Origin of the sequence: Leptolyngbya sp. Heron Island J (assembly GCF_000482245.1) — a bacterium.
Lineage (GTDB): Bacteria > Cyanobacteriota > Cyanobacteriia > Phormidesmidales > Phormidesmidaceae > Leptothoe.
This window is the reverse complement of sequence record NZ_AWNH01000041.1, coordinates 1-25,815: the sequence shown is the minus strand read 5'-3', so window position 1 is coordinate 25,815 and position 25,815 is coordinate 1. Positions and strand designations below refer to the sequence as shown.

Annotated in this window: 20 protein-coding genes, 1 tRNA gene and 1 CRISPR repeat array; of the genes, 11 read left to right on the top strand and 10 right to left on the bottom strand. The window is 48.4% G+C overall.

Annotation, left to right across the window (positions count from 1 at the left end):
- Positions 1-4 precede the first annotated feature (4 nt).
- Positions 5-322, bottom strand: a complete 318-nt coding sequence (locus tag N836_RS51600; RefSeq protein WP_023072660.1) for a helix-turn-helix domain-containing transcriptional regulator — start codon at positions 320-322, stop codon at positions 5-7.
- 3 nt (positions 323-325) lie between these two features.
- Positions 326-658, bottom strand: coding sequence for a type II toxin-antitoxin system RelE/ParE family toxin (locus tag N836_RS51595; protein ID WP_023072659.1), 333 nt, complete (start codon positions 656-658; stop codon positions 326-328).
- A gap of 250 nt (positions 659-908) precedes the next feature.
- Here N836_RS51595 and N836_RS51590 point away from each other — a divergent pair, with 250 nt between their 5' ends.
- The gene (locus N836_RS51590; protein ID WP_023072658.1) at positions 909-1,238 is read left to right on the top strand and encodes a hypothetical protein; all 330 of its coding nucleotides are present in this window, start codon (positions 909-911) and stop codon (positions 1,236-1,238) included.
- On the opposite strand, the gene N836_RS51585 is transcribed toward N836_RS51590, so the two are convergent.
- Positions 1,204-2,343 (bottom strand): phage integrase, encoded by a 1,140-nt coding sequence (locus N836_RS51585; protein WP_023072657.1) that lies wholly within the window; start codon positions 2,341-2,343, stop codon positions 1,204-1,206. The two genes, N836_RS51590 and N836_RS51585, sit on opposite strands and share 35 nt — an antisense overlap.
- A 165-nt stretch (positions 2,344-2,508) precedes the next feature.
- A tRNA-Thr gene (locus tag N836_RS51580) sits at positions 2,509-2,580 on the bottom strand.
- 88 nt (positions 2,581-2,668) lie between these two features.
- Between N836_RS51580 and N836_RS51575 the strand changes: the two genes are divergently transcribed.
- Both N836_RS51575 and N836_RS51570 read left to right on the top strand, forming a co-directional pair.
- Positions 2,669-2,968: a DUF3493 domain-containing protein gene (locus N836_RS51575; RefSeq protein WP_023072656.1), complete on the top strand. Its 300-nt coding sequence runs from the start codon at positions 2,669-2,671 to the stop codon at positions 2,966-2,968.
- Complete coding sequence (locus tag N836_RS51570) at positions 2,958-3,548, top strand: esterase/lipase family protein (RefSeq protein ID WP_023072655.1); 591 nt, start codon at positions 2,958-2,960, stop codon at positions 3,546-3,548. Before N836_RS51575 ends, N836_RS51570 begins: the two co-directional genes overlap by 11 nt.
- On the opposite strand, the gene N836_RS51565 is transcribed toward N836_RS51570, so the two are convergent.
- From N836_RS51565 to N836_RS51555, 3 genes are all read right to left on the bottom strand, one after another.
- Positions 3,545-3,979, bottom strand: a complete 435-nt coding sequence (locus N836_RS51565; protein WP_023072654.1) for a VOC family protein — start codon at positions 3,977-3,979, stop codon at positions 3,545-3,547. The two genes, N836_RS51570 and N836_RS51565, sit on opposite strands and share 4 nt — an antisense overlap.
- Positions 3,980-4,068: 89 nt before the next feature.
- The gene (gene pyk, locus N836_RS51560; RefSeq protein ID WP_023072653.1) at positions 4,069-5,490 is read right to left on the bottom strand and encodes a pyruvate kinase; all 1,422 of its coding nucleotides are present in this window, start codon (positions 5,488-5,490) and stop codon (positions 4,069-4,071) included.
- Positions 5,491-5,544: 54 nt separating this feature from the next.
- Complete coding sequence (locus N836_RS51555) at positions 5,545-6,540, bottom strand: 2-hydroxyacid dehydrogenase (protein WP_023072652.1); 996 nt, start codon at positions 6,538-6,540, stop codon at positions 5,545-5,547.
- Between the two features lie 1,042 nt (positions 6,541-7,582).
- On the opposite strand from N836_RS51555, the gene N836_RS51550 reads away from it, so the two are divergent.
- The 4 genes from N836_RS51550 to N836_RS51535 all read left to right on the top strand — a co-directional run bounded on the left by N836_RS51550 (position 7,583) and on the right by N836_RS51535 (position 15,174).
- On the top strand, positions 7,583-10,009 hold the full coding sequence (locus N836_RS51550; RefSeq protein ID WP_023072651.1) for a phosphoketolase family protein: 2,427 nt from the start codon (positions 7,583-7,585) through the stop codon (positions 10,007-10,009).
- A gap of 101 nt (positions 10,010-10,110) precedes the next feature.
- Positions 10,111-12,648, top strand: coding sequence for a glycogen/starch/alpha-glucan phosphorylase (locus tag N836_RS51545; protein ID WP_023072650.1), 2,538 nt, complete (start codon positions 10,111-10,113; stop codon positions 12,646-12,648).
- A 25-nt stretch (positions 12,649-12,673) separates the two neighbouring features.
- Positions 12,674-13,888: an acetate kinase gene (locus N836_RS51540; RefSeq protein ID WP_023072649.1), complete on the top strand. Its 1,215-nt coding sequence runs from the start codon at positions 12,674-12,676 to the stop codon at positions 13,886-13,888.
- A gap of 107 nt (positions 13,889-13,995) precedes the next feature.
- The gene (locus tag N836_RS51535) at positions 13,996-15,174 is read left to right on the top strand and encodes a transaldolase (protein WP_031292681.1); all 1,179 of its coding nucleotides are present in this window, start codon (positions 13,996-13,998) and stop codon (positions 15,172-15,174) included.
- Between the two features lie 35 nt (positions 15,175-15,209).
- On the opposite strand, the gene N836_RS51530 is transcribed toward N836_RS51535, so the two are convergent.
- A complete protein-coding gene (locus N836_RS51530; RefSeq protein WP_023072647.1) occupies positions 15,210-16,700 on the bottom strand; it encodes a hypothetical protein in 1,491 nt (496 codons plus the stop codon).
- Between the two features lie 107 nt (positions 16,701-16,807).
- Between N836_RS51530 and N836_RS51525 the strand changes: the two genes are divergently transcribed.
- The 4 genes from N836_RS51525 to N836_RS51505 all read left to right on the top strand — a co-directional run bounded on the left by N836_RS51525 (position 16,808) and on the right by N836_RS51505 (position 23,690).
- Positions 16,808-17,185: a DUF1622 domain-containing protein gene (locus N836_RS51525; protein WP_023072646.1), complete on the top strand. Its 378-nt coding sequence runs from the start codon at positions 16,808-16,810 to the stop codon at positions 17,183-17,185.
- A gap of 1,505 nt (positions 17,186-18,690) precedes the next feature.
- Entirely contained in the window at positions 18,691-19,779 is a 1,089-nt protein-coding gene (locus N836_RS51520) for a trypsin-like serine peptidase (RefSeq protein ID WP_036053152.1), read from the top strand.
- A gap of 301 nt (positions 19,780-20,080) precedes the next feature.
- On the top strand, positions 20,081-20,644 hold the full coding sequence (locus N836_RS51515) for an META domain-containing protein (RefSeq protein ID WP_023072644.1): 564 nt from the start codon (positions 20,081-20,083) through the stop codon (positions 20,642-20,644).
- A gap of 541 nt (positions 20,645-21,185) precedes the next feature.
- Positions 21,186-22,455: a CRISPR direct-repeat array (repeat unit 37 nt; unit sequence GTTTCAATCCCCGTGAGGGGTAATTGGTAGTTGTGAC).
- Positions 22,456-23,063: 608 nt separating this feature from the next.
- Positions 23,064-23,690 (top strand): RraA family protein, encoded by a 627-nt coding sequence (locus N836_RS51505; RefSeq protein WP_023072641.1) that lies wholly within the window; start codon positions 23,064-23,066, stop codon positions 23,688-23,690.
- A gap of 109 nt (positions 23,691-23,799) precedes the next feature.
- Here N836_RS51505 and N836_RS51500 read toward each other — a convergent pair whose 3' ends face one another.
- Together N836_RS51500 and N836_RS51495 are read right to left on the bottom strand one after the other, a co-directional pair.
- Positions 23,800-24,783: an ABC transporter ATP-binding protein gene (locus N836_RS51500; RefSeq protein ID WP_023072640.1), complete on the bottom strand. Its 984-nt coding sequence runs from the start codon at positions 24,781-24,783 to the stop codon at positions 23,800-23,802.
- A gap of 8 nt (positions 24,784-24,791) precedes the next feature.
- On the bottom strand, positions 24,792-25,815 hold a 1,024-nt coding region (locus N836_RS51495; protein ID WP_051394570.1), incomplete at its 5' end, for an ABC transporter ATP-binding protein.

The following is a 25,815-nucleotide window of genomic DNA, read 5'->3' as shown; positions in this document are numbered from 1 at the left end:
TCTTTTATATTTTAATCTGGTTTTCAAGAGGTTTGATATCAATGGTAAGCCCTACAGCATTCAAGATAGAAACTGTAGTTTCAAGGGTGGGGTTTCCGTTGCCGCTCAAAAGACGATGAAGATGCTGGCGAGAAATGTCTGCATCCTCGGCAACAGCCTTAACTGCGCCTGCTGCATCAACGACATTTTTTAGAGCAAGCAGAAACGCTTCCATATTCCCATCTTGAAGCGTTTCATCCAGCGCAACTTTGAGATACTGTGAAGAGTATTCTGGGTCAGATAGTCTTTTGAGTTGATCATCCCGGTAATCTTTTACTGGCATCTCTTAATCTCCTGCTTGCTCACGTTTATATTCCTGCCAAAGCTTTTGTGCTGTTTTAATATCTTTTGTCTGTTTCTTTTTTGCTCCACCTGTGAGAAGGAGTACTACCTGATTTCCAACAAGCCCATAGTAGACGCGGTAACCAGGCCCAAAGAAAAACCGCAACTCATATACCCCCTCACCTACTGGCTTGTGATCACCGAAGTTACCTAAACTGACTCGGTCCAATCGGACATCAACGCGCACCTGTATCTGGCGATCCAGTTTTAAGAACCATTCATCGAATGGGCAATCACCATCTTCAGTGATGTATTTCTGAATTTGCCATTGACTCACCTTACACCCCCTATCCTAGTATGTCGCATATATGTGACACATTCAATACCTAAAATTTAGACACACCTGCGATGTCCAGACAAAGCAGAGCCACTCTGCGTTACAGAATAGTGAGTTGATTGAGGATTTCAAGGTCAGAGTTAGTTCATTTCGTCATCTCTGATCAAGACCCTTTATGGACTGATAGCTACAGTCAATTTAGGGTTAGGCACTCCCTTTCCCATACCGACCGAAATAGCAGAGACTCATCATGTCCCTTGCAGAGCAAATCAGATTCCTGGAAAACCGTATTTTCATCTTAGAAAGAACCCTTAAGGCTCTCGGGCTTCCCCTCTCTGAATGGGTTTCGCCAAATCAAGCCTCAAACCTACTTGGGATTTCAAGAGGCAGAATCCTCTCAGAAGTCAAGGTTGCTGAATACGCCAGGGCAACCCGCAAGCGATGCGATCTTTCATACGGTAAGCACTATCGCAAAGTAGGAAGCGATTGGCAGATTAACTGGCAGCTTTTTCAATCAGTCATCAATACACCAGAAGATGAACGCATTATTGTGGAGCAACCAGAAGCTCTTCACTATTAGCCGTTACGCTACTCTTTGCTGTTTGCCACGCTTGCTTGTGCTGAGACTCGCTAATGGCCTGATGATAGGTGCGGCTGTGAATTGTAATTGAATGCCCCATCCACTTTGCCGCGATTGAATCTGAGATAGCACCACTGAGCGCGGTTCTAATGGCATACGCATGGCGTACAAAATAAAGGGTATGCCCAATTTTTCCCGTCTCCCGAAAATAGCGTCCTGCTTTGCTACCAAGAATTTTATTGTTTTTCCCTTCAATCTGAACTGGTGGAAGCTCCCCTTCCCACGGCTTCATAATGCTCCACCAGTCGGCAGGCCACGGGTAGGCTATATGGTAACCGGTCTTTGTTTCATCTGGAATTTTTGCAAATGGGTCATCAGGGTCTGAAGAGAACGTTGCAAAGAATGGTTCATGTGGACGCATTCCATAGCAGGCAATACGAGCATAAAACGCTTTCCACTCTGGGTTTCTAAGCTTCTCCCACGTTTCTAGAATCTCTTCATCTGTTGGCACCTCGTCTGCTCTTATAGGCTTTGACTTGTAGCCTCCGGCAGGATTTAAGGTTCTAAGATTAACCTCAATACCGGCGAAATCAGCAAGCTGTTGATAACAGCTCACATACCGAACGCGACTTTTTGTTCTATCTTTAGTGAGCTGTTCAATGTGTGCTTTTAGCAGTGCTCCACTAAGCTGCTTATCACGAGGTAGTTTTGAGAGCGGTTTGGCGTAATCGTCAATGTAAGTTGATTCCTGGATTTGTCGTGCCTTTTGCGTTCCAAACTCTTGCCCCCAGTCGTAGGCGGATTTTGAGATATCAAACGTATTTTTCCGATAGCGAGGGTCCCACTTATCCCAGCTAAAGCATTTTCTAAGGAGTTCTGATTCTAAATCGAGGGCGAGTGCTCTCGCTTGTTCGAGCCCTGGTTTGTTTGCTGACTTTCCTGTTGGCAAATCTCGCTGCTTTGCTTTCGGTTCTCCAGATTTTGGAGGCAGTGTGGCGCGAAGGTACAACGACTTCCCGCGTCTTCGAATACGCACCTTATCGAGACGCTTATTGGTTGCATCAAGCAGGCTATCGAATTTTGACCAGGAGGACTGCGTAACCATGGTGAGTTCAGAAAAATCTGCCCTAAATTTGCCCTAAAATTGCCCTTAATTCAGATCAATTTTGCTGAGTTCAGCTGATCTGATTGAAAAAGGACAATCGCTGAAAGCCTTTGCATGGTAGCACTTTGACCAGGGTTTCAGGTTTTTAGATTTGAGTTAAAATAAAGCCAACGGCGGGATTTGAACCCGCGACCGCTCGATTACGAATCGAGTGCTCTACCACTGAGCCACGTTGGCATATTAGAAAGCTAAGTATAGCAGCGAAGGCTATCAAGATGGCCCATAGTTTGAAAAAATAGTAACTTATCTTTCAAGCAGGGTTTCCATGGCAAAAAAGTCTAAATCTAAGTCTGATGAGCGCACCCCGGTCAAACCTCCAGGTATGAGCCAGGAACGGTTTGAGCGTTTAGTTGCGGAGACCAAATCACCGTTTAAGGGACTGCGGAAGGTTATTTATGGCGCTGTCCTGGCTTCTGGCTTATTGGGAGGGTTTGTATTTTTTACCCAGCTGCTGGCAGGTAAGAATGTGGAGACAGCTTTGCCTAATCTGGCTGTGCAAATGGGCGTAATTGGCATAGCCGTGTTTTTGTTTTGGCTAGAGGGTCGGGGTCAGCGTGACGCATAATAGCAAACCAGCCGTTGTGCTGGTACATGGTCTATGGAACACCGTCAATATTTTTGGACGGTTGCGCCCATACTTGGAAAATCGAGGTTGGAATGTCTATGCGGTTAGCCTGAAACCCAATAACGGCGATATTGGCATAGAACAGCAGGCAGAGCAGATGGATGCTTTTGTGCGGGCATCCCTGGGAGAGCAGCAACCTTTTTCCCTGGTTGGGTTTAGCATGGGTGGTTTAGCTAGCCGCTACTACCTACAGCGTTTGGGTGGTTTGCAGCGGGTGCAGCGGTTTGTTGGTGTAGCTGTACCTCACTATGGCTCAGCCCTGGCCTGGTTGCGGTGGAATATAGGATGTATGCAAATGCGGCCAGGCAGTGACTTTCTAACGGATCTAAATCAAGATATGGAACAGCTAGTTGCCTGTCGACCGCTGTGGCTGTGGACCCCCTATGACCTGCTAGTTTTGCCTGCATACCATTGTTGTTTACCTATGGGTGAAAATCAACGACTACCCGTGCGTACCCACGATGGTATGGTATGGGACGAACGTGGTTTAGCTGCTATTGCCCAGGGGTTAAAGCATTAGGTCATGGCGACTTCGCCTACTTGAGCATGACTACTCTCACCAAAGATGGCATTCGGATAACAATAGTATTTAAATTCCAACAGATTATGAAAGGGATCTTCTAGAAAGAAGGTGCGGTGCTCTAAAGGAGTCCCTTCAAAGCGACGCTTGGGCAGTTGATAAAAGGTCAGCTTCTGGGCTTCGGCTCGCTTTGCTAGGGCTTCCCAATCGGCTTCTGTGTCAAATACTAAACCAAAGTGACGGGGATAAATACTCCCCTGGTCAGACAGCTGAGCGCGGGTGACATGGGCTACTAACTGATGGCCCTGAAAGTTCATGATCAGGGCACTGGGGGATTCACGACCAGGTTGGCAACCTAGACCGTCAACATAAAATCGCTTGGTGTCGGGAATATTGCTAACCGGAAATGCTAAATGGAAAAGATTTGCCATAGCTGCACTAGGGGAACACTCTAATTTAATTAGAGAAAAATGACTCTAACATGACTGTCTAGTATTTTGTGGCGTAAGACAGCTTCAAATCAATGTCCTGAACCGATGGTATGAATTTTGAGAAAATTAGTGGAGCCAGAGACTTTTATTGGCAATCCTCCGAGCAGTAATACTCGATCTCCAGGGGCGGCAAATTTTTTCTCTAATAGACAGGTTTCGACCTGTTCAAAAAGTGTTTCAAGAGAACCGTCTAGCTGTTCTAATAAAACAGGACGGACTCCCCACACTAGGTTTAGCTGTCTGTAAATTTTAGGATTAGCTGTTAAGGCGACAACTACAGCTTTGGGACGTTCGGCAGCTGCTAAACGGGCGGTGTAGCCAGTTTCTGTAAAGCCAACAATACACTGTAAGTCTAGAACGTGGTCGATGGCATTTAAGGCTTCACTAATAGCCTCAGGTACGTCAATCTTTTGGGGGGGGAAGTTGGGATAGTCAATCTCGGGTTCCACATCAGTAGCAATTCGTGCCAGCATTTTAACGGCTTCTACTGGGTAGTCTCCGACGGCGGACTCTCCTGATAACATCACGGCATCTGTGCCATCCATAATTGCATTGGCGACATCGCTGGCTTCAGCACGGGTGGGGCGGGGGCTGTGGGTCATGCTATCTAGCATTTGGGTGGCTGTGATCACGGGAATTCCTTTGCGATTACATAAGCGAATGATGCGTTTTTGAATTAGGGGAACTTTTTCGGGCTTCATTTCTACCCCCAAGTCGCCGCGAGCTACCATAATCGCATCACACTCGTCAACAATCGCTTCCAAATTGGTCAGTGCCTGGGGCTTTTCTAGCTTGGCTAAGACCGGAATGTTGGCTCCTTTAGCGGCTAATAGTGCTTTGAGTTCTTGAACATCCTCGGGTTTACGAACAAAGCTCAGAGAGATCATATCTACACCCTGTTCTATACCAAAGGCTAAGTCTTCTTTATCTTTGTCTGTCATTGAGGGTAGTTTTAGATCAAGACTCGGTAGGTTCACTCCCTTACGACTTTTGAGAATCCCTCCAGTCACAACACTGCACTGGACTGCATTTCCCTGAACTGCGTCAACTTGCAATTCCAGTAAACCGTCGTCTAACAAAATCTGAGTGCCCGGTTTTGCTTCTTCGGCCAGATAGGGATAGTCAATACTGACGGCATCAGAATGGTGGGTTCCTTCAGGAACCAGGGTTAATGTCTCTCCTGGGTGGAGTTCTAGGCCATCGACAGACAGTTGACCTATGCGAATCTTGGGCCCTTGCAAATCCTGGAGTAGGGTGAGGGGGAGTTCTAACTGATTAGAAACTGTTCGCAGCTGTTGAATTTGTTCGGCGTGATCGGCATAGGTGCCATGGGAAAAATTTAGTCGGGCGACATTCATACCCGCTAAGAGTAGCTGCTTAATCACGTCTGGGGAACGGCTGGCTGGTCCAATTGTGGCAACAATCTTAGTGCGATGTAGAAGAGGTTTCATAGGGGTCGATATAGTTGTTGTTGGCAGAAAACAGACAAAACTGTTTAACTTGATCTAGGTGGCTTTGATTTCATTGCTACATTCACGACCTGCATCTATATCACTGATATTAGATAAGGTTGTTTCGGCAATATTTTGCAAGGCTTCTTTGGTGAAGAATGCCTGGTGTGCTGTGATCACTACATTTGAAAAAGATTGCAGTAGTTGAAATGTGTCATCCTGAATTACTGTGTCCGACAGGTCTTCAAAAAACAGACTGTCTTCGTGTTCATAAACATCAATGCCAAAATAGCCTACTTGTCCTGATTTGATGGCGTGAATTACAGCCTTGGTGTTGATCAGTCCCCCACGGCTAGTGTTGATTAACATTGCACCCGGTTTGAAGTGTTGCAATGAGTCTGCATTAATAAGGTGATGGGTGGATGGCAATAATGGACAGTGGAGTGAAATAATGTCGGATTGTTTTAGGAGTTCGGGCAGTTCAACGTAATTGACGCCTATTTCTAAACAGACTGGATTAGGGCGGATGTCGTAGGCTAGGATCTTGCAGCCGAATCCTTTCATAATCTGAGCAAAGCACTGGCCAATTTTGCCAGTGCCCACTACACCGACAGTTTTGCCGTACAGGTCAAACCCTATCAGTCCTTCTAGTGAGAAGTTATCGTCGCGCACCCGGTTATAGGCGCGATAGAGTTTGCGATTGAGGGCCATAATCAGTCCCACGGCGTGCTCTGCGACGGCATAGGGTGAATAGGCGGGAACACGCACTACTTTGATACCTAGTTCTTGGGCGATATTTAGGTCAACGTTGTTAAATCCAGCGCAGCGTAGGGCAATGAGTTGGGTACCAGCGGCTGCGATCGCACGCAGTGTGCCAGCACTTAAGTCATCATTAATAAATGTACACACCGCTGGAAAGCCCGACGCCAGTGTGGCTGTCTCCAGCATTAGACGCGGCTCAAAAAACGTTAGCTCATGGTGGTAATCGGCATTGACTTTTTCAAATGATTGTTCATCGTAGCGTTTGGTGCTAAAAAAAGCTGTTTTCATAATGAGTGTTAGTGCAAACTATCCTTCGATCATCCCCTGATGACATCAGAACAATGACATCCAATGACATCCTTGGAATTTCCTTGCCCATTATCATATCGAGAGATAATCCAACCCTTTACACCTACAGACAGAGACAAGTCTATTCAGATAGTTAAACTAACTCTATTTTTAATCAATTGAGTGTGGTCGAGGCTACATCCCAGAAAATACTTTATAGACCGCATTCAACCCTTCATCAGATCTCTTCAATAGAAATATCTCAGCTGTTCTGATTAGATAGGGCGGGGTTTTACCCAGGCTTTGGCAGATATGTCTCGGCCAGACCAATACACTGATTTTTTATACCCCGCTTAAAGCCACAAAATTGTGAGCTTCAATGTTGAATACTCTATAAAATTTTGGCCACCTTATGGTGTCACTCTGGTACGCCCATAAGCCATGGTTGATTCTTAAAATTTATGGCTATAGTAAGGCCAGATTGAAAGTCTCAAATAAATGGAAGCATAGCAATTCTTAAAAAACACTAAAAGCTTCACCAGCATAACCAAACGTGTTCAGTAGCCTTCCAAAATGGTGAGTGCTCTGAATTTTCCGCTGAGAAGAACGTTCAATCCTTGAAGTTGTAGTCTCTGTTCAAGGGGATCAAGCCGTTTCAGATCTGTTCATATTTACAACAGCAAACATTATGAGTTCCTAATCTTCAATTGTTATCGAAGGAGCTAGCATAGTGACATGTTCGCAAGTAGAAGACGGATATATACGAATAGTTAGCCCATGCAACCGATTGACAAACACAAAAGCAACACAAAAATGGCTCCGCTGTTACTTTTTGTTTTGTTTAATCCCAGCTAGTATGCGCGAGACATGCGTTTTAGACATGATTCCTACTGCTCGAATGTTTCCTTCAAATCAGTAAGTCCCTCTCATACTTCTCATACTTCTCATAACAATCGCAGCACAGCATAGACCTTTATCAATGTCTAAATCTAGCTCCAAGTCTAGAACCCACTAGCTCACTGTATCTAAAGGAAGACGAATTATGGTTCAAACCCCAATTCAACCAAATTTCTCATCGACATCGGCGCTATCCAGCGATGAGCTGAACTTAATGGATGCATACTGGCGAGCATGCAACTATCTCGCTGTTGGCATGATTTATCTGCGGGATAATCCCTTGCTTAAAGCCCCCCTGACAGCAGAACAGGTAAAACATCGTCTGCTCGGTCACTGGGGAGCATCTCCCGCCTTAAGTTTTACCTATATCCACTGTAACCGTCTGATCAAGAAATACGATCTAGATATGATCTTTGTAGCGGGTCCGGGGCATGGTGCTCCCGGTGTTTTAGGCCCTGTTTATCTAGAGGGAACCTATTCAGAGATATATCCCGATAAAAGTGAAGATGCTGAAGGGATGCAACGCTTCTTTAAGCAATTCTCCTTCCCTGGCTTCATCGGTAGCCATGTCACTCCAGAAACACCGGGATCAGTTCACGAAGGGGGTGAGCTGGGATACAGTGTTTCCCATGCCTACGGAGCCGTATTAGATAATCCTGACCTGATTGTTACCTGTGTTGTGGGGGATGGTGAGGCCGAGACCGGCCCGCTGGCAACAGCCTGGCATTCTAATAAATTTATTAACCCGGCTCGCGATGGTGCCGTACTGCCCGTTTTAAACCTGAATGGGTACAAGATTGCTAACCCAACTATTTTGGCCCGTATCTCTCACGAAGAACTGGAATATTTATTCCGAGGGTATGGTTACACGCCCTACTTTGTAGAAGGGAAAGATCCCGCCGAGATGCATCAAAAGATGGCAGCGGTGATGGAAGAATGTGTGCTGAAAATTAAAGAGATTCAGCGAGAAGCTCGGATATCCGGCAAAATTGAGCGTCCTCGTTGGCCGCTGATCGTGTTGCGTACACCGAAAGGTTGGACCGGGCCTGCTGAAGTCGATGGCAAAAAAGTGGAAGACTTTTGGCGATCGCACCAGGTCCCCATGGGCGGCATGCACGACAACCCCGACCACCTGCGTAAATTAGAAGAATGGATGCGCAGCTATCGACCGGACGAGCTATTTGATCAAGCAGGCACCCTGATCCCTGAACTTAAAGCCTTAAGCCCGACCGGCAATCGACGGATGGGATCAAACCCCCATGCAAACGGGGGTCTTCTACGTAAGGCCTTAAAAATGCCAGATTTTCGTGACTATGCCATTCAGATGGAACGACCTGGCATCGAAGAATTCGAAAATACCAAGGTGCTGGGCTTTTTAATGCGAGACATCATTCGCGATAACCCCAACAACTTCCGGATCATGGGACCGGATGAAACCGCATCCAACCGTCTACAGGATGTCTACGAGGTCACCAAGAAAGTATGGATGGCAGACATCTACCCAGAAGATGAAGGGGGAACTGAACTCTCCCGCGATGGTCGGGTGATGGAAATGCTCAGTGAGCACACGCTACAAGGATGGCTAGAGGCCTATTTACTCACCGGGCGGCATGGTCTTTTCCATACCTATGAGGCCTTTGCCCACGTGGTAGATTCCATGTTTAATCAGCATGCCAAGTGGTTAGACATTTGTCGCAATCACGTACCCTGGCGGCGCTCGGTCTCGTCTCTTAATATTTTGCTATCGTCCCTGGTGTGGCGACAGGACCACAATGGCTTTAGCCACCAGGACCCAGGGTATATCGACCTGGTCACCAATAAGAGTCCCGATGTCGTCAGACTCTACTTTCCACCGGATGCCAACTGTCTGTTGTCAGTGGCCGACCATTGTTTCCGTAGTACAGACTACATTAATGTCATTGTCTCCGATAAGCAGAAACACCTGCAATATCTGCCTATGGATGATGCCATTGCCCATTGCACCAAAGGAGTGGGGATTTGGGACTGGGCCAGCAACGATGACTGCGGTACAGAGCCCGATGAACCCGATGTTGTCATGGCCTGCTGTGGTGATATTCCGACAATGGAGGCATTGGCCGCAACAGCAATTTTGCGAGCAGAGTTTCCTGAACTCAAGGTCCGGTTTATCAACGTAGTGGATTTGTTTAAGCTAGTGTCGGAAGGGGAGCATCCCCATGGTTTATCAGATTGGGATTTTAACTCGCTATTCACACCGGATAAACCCGTTATCTTTAACTTCCACGGCTATCCCTGGCTGATCCACAAGCTGGTATATCGTCGGTCTAAGCAAGAACGGATTCATGTCCGTGGCTATAAAGAAGAAGGGAATATCAACACGCCCCTAGAGCTGGCCATCAACAACCAGGTCGATCGCTTTAATTTGGTGATTGACGTGATTAACCGCGTACCGAAGCTCGGGTCAGCCGCCGCCCATGTGAAGGAACGGATGAAAAACAAGATCATTGAGTGTTTAGCCTATGCCCACGAGCATGGTAAAGACCAGGATGAGATTGTGCAATGGAAGTGGCCTTATGTAAATCCCTGCGATTAGATAGTCCTTAAACCAAAAAGCTTCTTCCTGATCAGGGAGAAGCTTTTTGGTTTGGTTGGTTTTTAAACAACAGAGATTGGTTCAACATTAGAGACATTTCCATGACAGCTCAAAATACAGCTTTGCCCAACACGATGCAGGTTGAAGACGACCGTACAGGTCTGAGTATTGGCACTCTGCGGCGGGCTATGGCCGACAACCTGTTTTATATACAGGGTAAGTATCCTGACATTGCGACGCAGAATGACTACTATATGGCCCTGGCCTATACGGTGCGAGATCGGCTTTTACAGCGGTGGCTGGCGACCCGTGAAGCCTATGATGGAGCGGGTGTCAGGATGGTTTGCTATCTATCAGCTGAATTTTTGTTAGGCCCCCATCTTGGTAACAATCTGGTCAACCTTAACATTTACCAACCGGTTGAAAAAGCCATCACAGAATCAGGGCTAAATTTAGACCAGCTGATTGCCCAAGAAGAAGAACCCGGTCTGGGGAATGGCGGTCTGGGCCGCTTGGCCGCATGTTATATGGAATCACTGGCTAGCCTGGAAATTCCCGCTATCGGCTATGGTATTCGCTACGAGTTTGGCATTTTTGACCAGGAGATTTGTGACGGCTGGCAAGTGGAGATTACCGATAAGTGGCTGCAGTATGGCAATCCCTGGGAGATCCTGCAAGCTGACTCAGCCGTTGAGGTTAAGTTTGGGGGATACACGGAGTTTTATACCACTGAGCAAGGCGAGCAGCGAGTACGCTGGGTACCCAACTATGCCCTCAAGGGCGTTCCCTACGACACGCCGATTTTAGGATACCGGGTTAACACAGCAAATACCCTACGTCTGTGGAAAGCAGAGGCCAGTGAGTCTTTTAATTTTCAACGGTTTAATCAGGGGGATTACTACGGTGCCGTCAATGCCAAGACCACCGCAGAGAACCTGACTAAGGTGCTATACCCCAACGATGAGCAGATTCAAGGTAAAGAGCTGCGATTACAGCAGCAGTATTTCTTTGTATCCTGTTCGCTGCAGGACATGATTCGGATTCACCTGGCAGAGGGGAACCGTCTGGAAACATTCCATGAGAAGTTCACCGCTCAGCTAAATGACACCCATCCAGCCGTGGGTGTGGCCGAGCTGATGCGGCTGTTGGTGGATGAGCACGCTATGCCCTGGGATACCGCCTGGCAGGTCACCCAAAAGACCTTTGCCTATACCAACCATACGCTATTGCCCGAAGCCCTGGAGAAATGGCCTATAGGCCTATTTGGGCGGTTGTTGCCCCGGCATCTGGAAATTATTTATGAGATTAACCAACGGTTTCTAGACCAGGTGCAACAACAGTTTCCTGACGATGATGGTAAACTAGCGGCGCTATCGCTGATTGACGAGTCGGGAGAACGCTATGTGCGGATGGCCAACCTGGCCTCGGTGGGCAGTTATTCCATTAATGGCGTGGCCGCTCTCCATAGTGAGCTAGTCAAAAGTACCGTCCTGAAAGATTTTCATCAGCTGTGGCCCCAAAAGATTACTAACGTGACCAATGGAGTAACGCCGCGACGCTGGCTGGTGTTGAGTAACCCCCAGCTGGCGGAGCTGATTACCAGCAAGATTGGCAATGGCTGGGTACAGGATCTAGACCAGCTAAAACAGCTAGAGGCATTGGTAAACGACTCTGGATTTTGCTCGGCCTGGCAGCAGGTCAAGCTGGCTAATAAACAACGTTTGGCCCAACGCATTCTAGACTTTACCGGCATCGAAGTTGATCCCACATCGATGTTTGACATTCAGGTCAAGCGGATTCATGAGTACAAGCGTCAGCACTTAAATGTGTTGCATATAATTACGCTCTATAACCGGCTTAAAGCAAATCCGACCCAGACGATGGTACCCCGCACATTTGTGTTTGGTGGCAAAGCAGCCCCAGGCTACTTTATGGCCAAGCTGATGATTAAGCTGATTACGTCTGTGGGCGAGGTGGTCAACCACGATCCCGATGTGGCCGGTCGTCTTAAGGTGGTGTTTTTACCTGACTACAATGTCACTAATAGCCAGCCGGTTTATCCAGCCGCAGATCTCTCAGAGCAGATTTCTACTGCAGGTAAAGAGGCCTCAGGCACCGGCAACATGAAGTTCTCGATGAATGGTGCGTTGACCATTGGCACACTGGATGGAGCCAATGTCGAGATTCGTGACGCCGTAGGAGACGAGAATTTCTTCTTGTTTGGCTTAACGGTAGAAGACGTGATGGCGTTAAAAGACCAGGGCTATCAGCCGAAGAAATATTATCATCGTCATTCCAGTCTTCAAAACATCATCGATCAGCTCTCCTCTGGTGTGTTCTCCCAAGGTGATCAAAACCTGTTTAGACCCCTGGTTGATAACCTGCTGTACCAAGATCCCTATCTGCTTCTAGCTGACTATCAGGCCTATGTGGAGTGTCAGGACCGGGTGAGTCAAGCCTATGCTGACGCTACCCACTGGACCCGTATGTCCATCCTCAACTCAGCTCGTATGGGTAAATTCTCTTCAGACCGATCGATTCGTGACTATGCCAAAAATATCTGGCAGGTCAAACCAGTGCCGGTGAAACTCAAAGAGTATATTCAGGCCAATGCTGGCTTGCAGGTCAATACCCCATAAGTTTAAATCTTTACTTTTTGCATCTATGAAAATTCTTGTCCTCAATGCTGGCTCTAGCAGCCACAAACTCTGTTTATATACCCTGGGTGATCATCTCCCAGAGAACACCCCCGTCCCGGTTTGGGAGGCCCAGATCGACTGGTATCCAGAACAAGCCGTCATAGAGGTCGACACCCAGGCTGGGCAGTCTTTAGAACAAAAGCTGGCTATCACCTCACGCCGAGATATTCTTTCCCAGGTGCTCAGCACTCTGTGGCAGGGTACTACCCAGGTGCTCAACAATCCTCAGGAGATCGATGCTGTTGGTCATCGGGTGGTACATGGTGGCCAGACATATCAAGCCAGCACCGTTGTCACCCCCGCAGTTAAAGCAGAAATTGACCGCCTCAAACAGCTAGCTCCTAACCATAATCCAGCCAATTTGGAAGGGATTGAACTGATGGAAGAGCTACTGGGAGGAGTTCCCCAGATAGCAGTGTTTGATACCGCTTTCCATAGCCAGATCCCCGATGTGGCCGCCATTTATCCAGGGCCTTATGATTGGGTCAAACAAGGCATCCGTCGCTATGGGTTTCACGGCATTAGTCATCAATATTGCAGTCAGCGAGCTGCTCAGATATTAGGGCAGGATGATTTACACCTAATTATTTGTCATTTGGGCAATGGCGGCTCTCTTTCAGCCGTTCAAAATGGCCACAGCATCGATACCACTATGGGATTTACCCCCCTGGATGGGTTGATGATGGGCACCCGTTGTGGATCTGTTGATCCCGGTATTTTAATTCACCTAATGCGGCAGGGCTATAGTGCCGATCAGCTGGACCAGATGCTGAATAAAGAATCTGGGCTCAAAGGTATTTCTGGAATCTCTCACGATCTGCGCCAAATTAGACCAGCGATCGCAGCTGGAAACCCCCGCGCAAGATTAGCCCGAGATATTTATCTCCATCGCCTCAAAGCCTGTCTGGGTGCCATGCTCATGAGTTTGAACGGTGTCGATGCCATTGTATTTACCGCTGGCATTGGTGAACACGCTACCTCAATCCGGGCAGATGTCTGTAAATCAATGAAATTTTTAGGTCTAAAGCTGGACCCCAGTAAAAACGAAAATCAACCCGTTGATCAAGATATCGCCACACCTGACTCCACAGTTCGTGTGCTGGTAATTCACACCCAAGAAGACTGGGCAATTGCTCAAGACTGTTGGCATTGCCTGCAAAAGCAGCCCATACTGGCCTAAATCAACCCAAATCTATGCTACTTCCATAATCAGTCTTTAGATTGCAGACGGTTTAGTTGGGAGTGATTACAATACAGACGTGGTTAGCAGACGAAATGGAGCACTCCATGGCACAGACTCTCCTGGAACAGTTACGTGAAATGACTGTCGTAGTTGCCGATACCGGTGATATCCAAGCGATTGAGAAATTTAAACCGCGCGATGCTACGACCAATCCATCCTTGATCACAGCCGCGGCCCAGATGCCTCAGTATCAAGGTATTGTTGACGAAACATTGCAAACTGCTAAGGCTGATGCCGGTGCCGACGCCAGCACCCAGGAAATTGTTAATTTAGCCTTTAAGCGTCTGGCCGTAGCCTTTGGCCGTAAAATTCTGGAAATTATTCCGGGTCGTGTTTCCACTGAAGTCGATGCGCGCCTATCCTACGACACTGAAGGCACTATCGCCACCGCCCGAGATTTAATTGCCCAGTATGAGAATGCTGGCATCTCCCGCGAGAGAATTTTGATCAAGATCGCCTCTACCTGGGAGGGGATCAAAGCCGCTGAGATTTTAGAAAAAGAAGGGATTCACTGTAACCTGACGTTGCTATTTGGATTACATCAGGCAATTGCTTGCGCTGAGGCAGGTATCACCCTAATTTCGCCGTTTGTGGGCCGCATTCTTGACTGGTATAAAAAAGATACTGGCCGAGATTCCTATGCACCCGCAGAAGATCCCGGTGTTTTGTCAGTAACAGAAATCTTTAACTACTACAAAAAGTTTGGCTATAGCACTGAAGTCATGGGGGCCAGCTTTCGCAACACCGATGAGCTAACTGAGCTAGCTGGCTGCGATTTGCTGACAATCTCTCCCAAGCTTCTGGCGCAGCTGGATGCAGTCACCGCTGAACTCCCCCGCAAGTTATCTCCTGAAAAAGCAAAGACGTTAGAAATCCAGAAAATCTCCGTCGATCAAGGCACCTTTGACAAAATGCACGCAGCTGACCGGATGGCGTCAGAAAAGCTAGCGGAAGGTATTCAGGGCTTTACGAAGGCGCTGGAGTCGTTAGAAGCACTCCTGGCCGAACGTCTGTCTCAGCTAGACGGAAATGAGGTAGTGAGCCACGCGGCTGAAGATATCTTTCGGGCCTATGATCTAGATGGCGATGGGTTTATCACCCGTGAAGAGTGGCTGGGGGCGGACGCTGTCTTTGATGCTTTAGATATTGACCATGACGGCAAAATTACCCCTGAAGAGATGGGGGCCGGTTTGGGGGCGGCATTTAGATTAGCCCAGGTTTAACCCACTGGTTTACCTGGGGCTGAACCCGAAGAATTTTACCAGGACAACGCTGGGTTGTTGCTGTGGGTTTGCCAGTTGTGTAGTGTGCGATCGCGCCATACTTGAGGCAAATCTGTTGTCTGGGTTGCTGCGATCGCAACCCGTTTACCCACACTATCGCGATACTCTATGCGATCAGCAGCTACGGTCAGTCGGGCCTGGTCAGTTACCGCCTGTTTAAACCGAACAAAACTGTCGGTTTGCGCTTCGCCAATTTCTAAGGCAAACCCTTGCCCAAAGCGATGGATCGCGATCCAGGTTTGGTCACAGGCCAGAAAGGTAATATCGTGATCTACCGTTTCAGAACAGGACGCTGGCAGGGTCAGCTCCGGCGCGGTCTGACCCTGCCAGATCAGGATATTTTCATACTGGGCAATCCGGTGGGGAGACTTAGCATTCACCTGCAGTTCATCGGTCTGTGTGCCATTGGCCATACGCAAACTAAAGCCATTCCAGTCACCGCCAGTGCCCCTGGCCAAACTGCCCAGCTGATAGCTATGGCCCAGGTACACCGTTTCATAAAAAGCAGGACCATAGAGGCCAGGCTTCCAATTTTCGTAGTGGGGATGGGTGCGACGTAGCTCGAACGGGTGAAAGAAACGACGCTGGGCAATTGCGATCGCATCATCAGGGGGCAAATACTCACTGGTCAAAGCATAGATCCAATCCCGCTCAATCTCATCAGGGGCCGGAGCATGACCAAAATAGAGCCAGAAAAACCGCGCCGCATTATCCCCATAGTTACGCTTAGAAGGACCATTCCAGCTGCCACGCCAGTACTTGATAGCCGCAGAGCGATAGAGCCAGTCCAGAGCATCATGGGCCAGCTGTTTTACCTCAGGATCATCAGCAAAATCATACAGGTTTAGATAAGCGGCTGTAGTAAACCCGTGGTAGACCGGGCTATCCCACTCTCCCATGCCAATATCCAGCAGTGTAGAAACATAGCGCTCCAGATGTTGTTTATAAATTAATCGGGTGGCCTCATTCCCCGTCTCTTCCGCCATCAGATACACCGACGTTTCTCGCATCGCTCGCAAATTGTCAGTATTACGACAATCCACTGGCGTCTTACAGTCATCAGTGGAACGCGCCCAAAACTTTCTCGGCGGATCAGCGATGCGGTTGAGTGGATCGGTGAGGGTAAACTCATGCATAGCCTCCCACATACGCTGTCGATAGGCCGGGTCCAGCTGGTCACCAAAGTAAAAATACTTGCGGATCTGACCCTTGAGGGTAAATCCCGACAGCAGGTCAATGCCCTGAGTTTCTGTCGCCTGTTCATCAATTTGCTGCAGAAACGCTAGTCCCGATGATTGCTGTCCCCACAACACATCGGCCATTGCCAGCGGGTACGAGTTTTTCTCATATTCATAGGCAATACTGCCGTAGGATTCCACGGCTGCCAGCTGGATTAACGCCAGCTGTAACCTCAGTCGAAACATTAAAATCCACCAGAGTTCTTGCATGGGGGGTGCCAGTCGCATCTATCCCTCACTGTAATTCAAGCATCAGAAATCAGCCCGTCAGACTGCACAGATTTAGTGAAGTTGGAATGGGGTAGGGTAATGAGAATGTTAAATCAGCGTTATCCATGGACCTATTGGCAAGCGGACTAGCAGCAATTGTTGGAATTCTCAAGTTGTGTTTTGAGGCTATTTCAGTTTTATGTATCCTATTGGGGCTGATTGCCTGTCTACAGCTGGTGATAAGACGGCCAGGTCGGCTGTATATCCCACCGTTTATTGATATTCGTCTGACCTTAGGCTCCTGGTTAGCCCTGGGGTTAGAATTCCAGCTGGGGGCGGATATTTTAGGGACTACCATTGCGCCCTCGTTTGATACCCTGGGTCAACTGGCTGCGATCGCCGTGATTCGTACATTCCTTAATTATTTTCTTAGTAAGGAGATCGAGCAAGAGGCTAAGCAGGTAAGCGCAAAACCTCTCTTTACTGAAGAGCCTGAGGTGTAAGGTGTTTTGAACTTTGGCAATCTCAGGAGATTGCACAACAATAAAGTTCTAGGTTGAAGCTATAGATGGGTGGATGAGTGATGGGGTAACGGAGGAATTATTTAAGCGCAACTGGTACTCTGTGGCGTAAGTTGGCCCACCATCAAATGTGGATGGGTGGATGAAATAGCTGCCAAATTTCTGCCATCGAGTACTAGTGTCTTCACCAGGAACATGGCAAAGACTTTGTTGTCAGTTGTTTTTAGTGCTGAAGAGACCCTCTCTGGATTTTTCTGTTTTTCCTATGGGGCGTGCGCTATTTTCGCTTAGGAGCGAGCCATTTCATCCTGTGAATGAATTCGGCTCGAACTTGCTCAAATCATCTCACTGTGGACTCTCTGTAGCGAAGATGTATCTGTTCTGAGAGTTATCCTAGCGCTCCCCTGAGCTTGGGAAGTTTTGTTGAACTGTTATCGGAATCAATACACGTTTATTAGGAATGGGGAGTAAACAGTTTCGACTTTGTTGATGTTCGGATAGCTCTCTCCCCAGTCCTCTCTCCCATGGAGAGCTAACGTGTATGCATAAGTCGGAGAATAGCTCTAGAGTTCGAGCCCACTCTGTGAGAAGAGCAAAGCCCTCATCCCCCAACCCCTTCTCCCGTGGGGAGAAGGGGAGTCAGATCAAAGTCCTTCTCCCTGGGGGAGAAGGATTTAGGGTGTAGACGCCTGAGCGGCTCCTCGTAGAGTGGGCTAATGCAAAGCATGGAGCTGATTTCCACAAATCGAAGCCTAACTCAAGATATCGAGCCCACTCTGTGAAAAGAGCAAAGCCCTCATCCCCCAACCCCTTCTCCCGCGGGGAGAAGGGGGAGTCAGATCAAAGTCCTTCTCCCTGGGGGAGAAGGACTTAGGATGTAGACGCCTGAGCGGCTTCTCGTAGAGTGGGCTAATGCAGAGCAATGATTGATGACTTCATGACCTATAGACAACTCAGCAGCAGCTTGTTTTAAACTTTGTTTAAAAAATGGATCTGATACTACGCGAAGTATCATACTGAGAAGCATTGATGCAAGTTAGCCAGGCTTTTTAGATTACTATTGCAAAATACTGTCTGAGCAAGCTTTGAACCCTGGGGTTCCTAATTTGTTCAATAGCTACATCAGCAGACTAAAGACGTTATTCTATCGCTGACTATCAGCAGACATCAGGATCATTGTCAGTAAAATCAGGCTTTTAGATATGAGAAGAAAAGCTGTATGGTTATCCAGTTTACCTCTTGGTATTCTGTCAATTGGTGTTGTAGTTATCACCTCAATTAGCCAAACAAACATAGCTCAAGGTTGCGTTAACTTTTGGATTAATCCCCAAACTGGGGAGCAGGAGTGCCTAGACAGACAAACGTCCCCTTCTAGCCCTTCCACAACCAACTCTCCCTCCACCAGAGAAACTAGACCTGCCTCCTCACCTGGAAATCGGACCCAAAATAGGGATCAAGTCATTGTTAATGATCGGTCATCTGCCGGTATGAATGAGCGACAGATCTTAGACGCTAGCCCGCACATTAATCCTCTATCACCCCCAAACACTGATGCAGTCAGACCTGCCCAACAACTCCAAAATACACCAGGAGTAAAACCAGCAGCAGAATCTGACAACGCAGAATCTAGCAACACCGAACCGCGAGCCTTTGGCTCTTTTAGTGTACCTTATACAGCAGCTCGTGTTGAGCATTTGCCGACTGGGAATATAGCATCAAATAATGGGGGATATTTAAGTGCGACCTATCCCTATAGAGCAATTGGCAGACTCACTTTTCAGGATGATTCAGGCTCCTTCACCTGTTCAGCCAGCTTAATACGACGCAGTGTCATAGTAACGGCTGCTCATTGTATCCAAGATTTTGGTTCCGGCAATGACACCTTCAGAAGATGGACATTTACCCCGGCGTTTCACGACGGCAGCGCTCCCTATGGCTCTTGGTCTTGGAGAGTTATGGTCCGTCCATCTAGTTGGACCAATGGCACAGACACTGGTAGTGGTGCAGCCAGAAACAACGATCTCGCTGTGATGGCATTGGGAAGAAACTCATCCAATCAGTTTATCGGCGATTTAACAGGGTGGCTTAATTATGGATGGAATAACTATTCCTTCGTGAGTCATCCTCGCACAGGCAACCTAGCAGTTGCTGCACTATCGGCTCTGGGGTACCCCGGCTTGTTAGATCAGGGCCGCATCATGCAAAGAAGCGATGGACCCAGCTATCTAACGACAGTGAGTGGAGCAAGTCAAATTTACCAAGGTAGTACGTTTACAGGGGGTGCCAGTGGTGGACCGTGGATAGCAAATTTCAAGTATAAAGATCCAGTGTTCTCTAATGGGGCTGGTCCTGGTGACTCTGCAGCAAATAATGTAATTGTTGGTGTAACCTCTTGGGGAGCAGCCAACCCTAACACTCCTAAGGACAACTACTCTTCCCAGTTTGGGCAAAACTCTGAGTATCCCAATGCTAGCTACGGGACTTATGGGGCGGGAAATATTGGTTCTTTGCTAAATACCTTGTGTTCTTTTGTAACAGGGGGTTCAACCCTTGCAGATCAAGGATATTGCGACTAGTAGTATACAGTAAGGACGCTCATCATCCTCTCCTTTCTGCTAAAAGAGAGGAGAGTGTTGAAAATATAATGAATATGAGCGACCTTGCTGAACTAGCAGGGGTAGTTAGGGGATTACACAAAAATAAAGTCCCAGGTTGAGGCTGTGGAGGGGTGGATGAGTGATGGGGTGGTTTCACTTTTAGTAACTATGAACCCGAATAACAAAGAACCTATTACTTTAAAGTAAGAGTGTACGTTATCCATTTGAAATTCGTCATAACACAACTTGATTCTTAAACGCCTTTGATTGGGGATAAACCATGAAAAAGCTTACTTCTCGTTCCCCCATAGCAGTTACCACAACCGTGGCTGCTCTCGCAGGCAATCTTTTTGCCCTCAGCTTGTTTCTAGCATCTTGTCAAGATTCTACCTCCGAGGTATCTGTAATCTCTGACTCAGACGAAAGTCATAGCATAGCTTCTGATTCTGCCATGAGTTCTGGCATACTTCAATTTCCTCCTGAAGATCTCTTCGCCCTTGCCCAGAGCCAGCCAAACTGGCGACTAACATCCTGGACTCAGGATGGTCAGGCTATCGCTTTGATGCCTGAGGTGAATATATCTTTGAACTTTGAACAGACACAAATTAGCGGTACTGGAGGATGCAACCAGTATATGACTAATTATCGTGTAGAAGGTGATCGGATTATAGTAGATCCTCTACAGGCGACAAGGCGGGCCTGTGATCAGCCAATTATGGAGCAGGAAACGATGTTCTTTGCTGCCCTGAAAGGGGTTCATCAGGTAACGCTGGAGAATAATGAGCAGTTAACTTTAACCTATGGTGAGGAAGCCACTACCGGCTCCTTAATCTTTTCTCCTTAGACATACTCATGTTTACTTTTGATGACCGAGTAGTCTTTCCTCGTTTTTTCCTTTCGGTATAGGCCCAAACAGTCGCTGATGCTCTGCTGGGCTGATTGCTTCAAAGCTGTTGGTGATTTGGATGATTTGGTATTTTCAAGTAACCAGCCCTTGATGCCGCTATAGCACTTCATGGTTGCTGAGAGGGGTGATGGGTAGTTGTGACTTCTTGGTGAGAGGCCCAGGTTCTCTTAAGTGCATTGTTTCAATCCCTGTGAGGGGCTACTGTGTATACACAAGTCGGAGAGCAGCTCCAATTTTCGAGCCCACTCTGCGAGAAGAGCAAAGCTCCACATCCCCCAGCTCCTTCTCCCACAAGGCGAAGAAGGGAGCCAGAGTCAAAGTCCCTCGCCCTGCGGGAGAGGGATTTAGGGTGAGGGCCAATTCAAGGCCAGCAGTACCTTTTAGACCATTATCTTCTAGATGTGTATATACAGTAGCAGTGAGGGGTAATTGGTGGTTGTGACAAACCACCGCTGATCCTACTATCCCCAGAGAAGCAGTTTCAATCCCCGTGAGGGGTAATTGGTAGTTGTGACTTACGTGTCGACCTTTAGCGCCGCTCTCACTTTCTCGGTTTCAATCCCCGTGAGGGGTAATTGGTAGTTGTGACGACGTATTTCATTCCCCCGTGGTCCGGGACATAGCGGTTTCAATCCCCGTGAGGGGTAATTGGTAGTTGTGACGAAAAAATCCTGAAACCCTTCGACGGTGCCGTAGAAACTGTTTCAATCCCCGTGAGGGGTAATTGGTAGTTGTGACTCTATACCCTGGGGGTCTCCCTGCTGAGGGGTTTGTTTCAATCCCCGTGAGGGGTAATTGGTAGTTGTGACGTTGAGGGACTTAGTGTCCCGGGGTGGAGATCATATTTCAATCCCCGTGAGGGGTAATTGGTATTGTGACCCAAAAATCAATGAAGCACTCCAAAAATACATTGAAGTTTCAATCCCCGTGAGGGGTAATTGGTGGTTGTGACTGGATTACGGTATTATGCCTGGTTCCGTCTTCGAAGTTTCAATCCCCGTGAGGGGTAATTGGTGGTTGTGACCTAGACCATATTCTTGCAAGCGGAGTTGAGCAATACCAGTTTGGTTTCAATCCCCGTGAGGGGTAATTGGTAGTTGTGACAAAATACCCCCGTCTCAGTCGCTTTGCATCTTCATGTTTCAATCCCCGTGAGGGGTAATTGGTAGTTGTGACGGACCAGACTGGAAGCCCTGAAGCCGGTGAATGTTTCAATCCCCGTGAGGGGTAATTGGTGGTTGTGACTGGATTTGCTCGCCGCTGATTCCTAGGCTGATGGCGTTTCAATCCCCGTGAGGGGTAATTGGTAGTTGTGACGGTACCCGCGCACAGACACATCACACTTCAATACGTTTCAATCCCCGTGAGGGGTAATTGGTAGTTGTGACTCATTTCCGTTAAGGGATCTGCTCGTTGGCTACAAGTTTCAATCCCCGTGAGGGGTAATTGGTAGTTGTGACGCGCTGTTTATGCGCGTATTTACAACAAATTAAAGTTTCAATCCCCGTGAGGGGTAATTGATAGTTGTGACCAGATGAACCATTACGGTTCAAACTAAACCATCTTGGTTTCAATCCCCGTGAGGGGTAATTGGTAGTTGTGACCCATGGCGTCAATAATGGCCTTGTCGTTAGGCACACGTTTCAATCCCCGTGAGGGGTAATTGGTAGTTGTGACCCGATGGCAATGGTGGTACCGATACATCCATCTTGTTTCAATCCCCGTGAGGGGTAATTGGTAGTTGTGACTGCAGCCAATTGAAACGCTGGCTGCATTAAATTTTCAAGGTACATTTGCGCGGACCTAACCATTATAGTCACCCTGCAAAAAACCATACAAAAATTTCAGACTTACTTCAACCTTCAAAAGCGCGAATCCAAACGGTTCTAGCATTTGCGCGGACCTGTAGATAGAGCAAAACTCCCTAATTAGCCCGTGGCTAAGGCTTTGATGGCCTTTGATCGGCAGGGCCTCAGAAACATCCATACACTCGCGCATATCATAACGGCTGGTATTGTACTTAGTCTACTGATCCACTTACAGGGTACCAATAGCACAGGATGCCTTAGATCATCAGAGCCACGACCGCACAAAAGCCAATGGCTACAAAGGCACCAATATCACAGCTAAAGCACCAACCCCAAAAAGCTCTAGCAGATAGTCGCGATCGCACTCACCCATCCACCCATCTACCCATCCACCCCCTCACCTACCCCAAAACCCTGTCCCCAGCAAACGAGCCACAACCCACCAGACCATCTTATTAATATCTTCTCATTTTCTATAAATAAAAAAGCCCCGATTCCAAACCTGACAGTGTATGGTGGGAGCCTAAGAATCGGTAGTTATGCCACCCATGGACCACAACTCAAAGTTTAATCAGCTATCTCCCACCGCCTATGCCGATGCATCGCTCGGGCGCGAACAATTCATGGATATGGGCATCCGAGAAATGTGGCCCCGCATACCCCGAATTGCCGGACCAGCCTACACCGTCAGCTGTGCCCCAGGGGATAACCTGATGCTACACGCCGCCATTTACAGAGCAGAACCAGGATCAATAATTGTAGTAAAAGCCAGTGATATAGACTATGCCATGGCAGGCGGCAATGTCTGCGCCACCGCCCAAAAAAGAGGAATTATCGGCTTTGTAATTGACGGAGTGATCCGAGATGTAGCCGAGGTCCGCGAGCTCCAGTTCCCAGTTTTTGCGCGAGGAGCCATGCCCATACCAGGGGCAAAACAAGGACCCGGTACCCTACAAAACACAATTATCTGCGGCGGCGTCCAAGTAGAACCAGGGGATATTGTTGTTGCCGATGAAGAAGGAATTGCCGTGATTCCCAGCCCACAGCAAGAATCTGTTTGGGAAACAGCCAAACGACGAGCTGACAAAGATGAGACCCGGTCTCTAGAAGACTGGCAGACAGAACATCACGCTAAGGTGGAAAAAAATCTAAAAGCAATGGGATTCGAAGGCTAAACCACTTGCACTTAAATCACCCATCCACCCATCCACCCCCCACTCATCCACCCATCCACCCCCCACTCATCCACCCATCCACCCATCCACCCCCTCACCCCTTTCCTCCTCACTGCTCCACCAAATGACAGGCCACACTATGCCCCGGACTCACAGCCTTAAAAACAGGACCTGGCTCCTGACGACACGCTGGCATCACAAAGGGACAGCGGGTATGAAAACAACAACCTTTGGGCGGATGCATAGGACTGGGGACATCGCCGGTTAAGATAATACGCTGGCGTTTGGCTTCCAAGGTGGGGTCGGGGATGGGCACCGCTGATAGTAAAGACTGAGTATAGGGATGTAGCGGATTCTCATAGAGACTAACTCGATCGGCCAGCTCGACAATTTTGCCAAGATACATAACGGCCACCCGGTCTGCAATGTGACGCACCACGCTGAGGTCATGGGCAATAAACAGATAGGTTAACCCCAGCTCTGTTTGTAGCGTCTGCAGCAGATTGATCACCTGGGCCTGAATCGAAACATCCAGGGCGGCAATGGGCTCATCGCCAATAATAAAGTCAGGATTAGCGGCCAGGGCACGGGCAATCACGATGCGCTGACGCTGACCGCCTGAAAATTCATGGGGATAGCGGTGGTAATACTGGGGTTGCAGCCCAACCATTGCGAGGAGCTGATAGATGCGATCGCGTTTCTCTTTACCCTGGGCCAGCTGATGCACTGCCAGGGGTTCTCCCACCAGGCTGCCCACCGTCATGCGCGGATTGAGGGATGCATAGGGATCTTGAAAAATCATTTGCATCCGTTGACGCTGCTGTCGCAAGGGTTCTCCTTGTAACGCCGTTAGCTCCGTATCTTCAAAATAAACTTTGCCCGCTGTGGGACGTTGCATCTGCAAAATCGCCCGTCCGGTTGTACTCTTCCCACAGCCCGATTCTCCCACCAGCCCTAAGGTTTCCCCTGGCTGGATCGTAAAATTGAGACCATCAACCGCCTTGACCCAACCCACCTGACGTTGCCAGATCAACCCCTGTTTGACCGGAAAGTGAACCTTGAGATTTTCAACACGAATAAGCGGTGGGGACATAAATCTTCTTAGGCTGTGGTTGGTCGAAGCTCTGATAATACCGCTGCACCATTGGGTTGAACCCAACAGGCGACTTGGTGCTCCCTATCGATCGTCTCTAACGGCGGATCGGCTTGATGACATCGATCGACGACAAAAGCACAGCGTGATGCAAAGGGGCAGCCCGTGGGATAGTTGACTAAATCCGGTGGCTGGCCATCAATGGGTTTAAGCCGGGTGCGCCGGGTCTGATCCAGCCGGGGAATGCTTTGTAACAGGCCCAGGGTATAAGGGTGACGAGGCGTCTCATAAAGCTGATGCAGGGGAGCAGATTCGACAATTTGTCCGGCATATAATACAAGAATTCGATCGGCGATCCCCGCTAGCAGGGATAAATCGTGGGTAATCCAAATAATTGCCATACCTGTTTCTTGCCGGAGATCTTTAATTAGGGCAACAATCTGAGCCTGGATGGTGACGTCCAGGGCTGTTGTGGGTTCATCGGCAATTAATAGCTGCGGGTTACAGGCCAGTCCCATGGCGATCATCACTCGCTGACGCATCCCCCCGGAAAACTGGTGGGGATAGTTTTTTAGCCGCTGGGCGGCACCGGGAATACCCACATGGTCCAACAGTTGAATCGCCCGTTCTATGGCCTGGGGTTTGGTCATTTTTAGATGTAATCGCAGGGCTTCTGTCAGCTGACGTTCTACCGTTAATACGGGATTTAGCGACGTCATCGGGTCTTGAAAAATCATGGCGATGCGGTTTCCCCGGATTTGTCGCATCTTGGCAGCCGACAGCTGCAGCAGGTTCTGATTGTCAAACAGGACTTCGCCCTGGATAATCTTCCCCGCTGGGCTCGGCACCATGCGTAGCACAGAAAGCATGGTGATACTTTTGCCTGAGCCGGATTCACCGACAATGCCAACGGTTTCTCCTGGCTTGACCGCAAAGCTGATGTTGTTAACGGCGTGGACAGTGCCTGAGTGGGTATGGAAATGGGTGGTGAGGTTGTTGACGGTGAGCAGGGGGGGCATGGGGAGTGGGGAG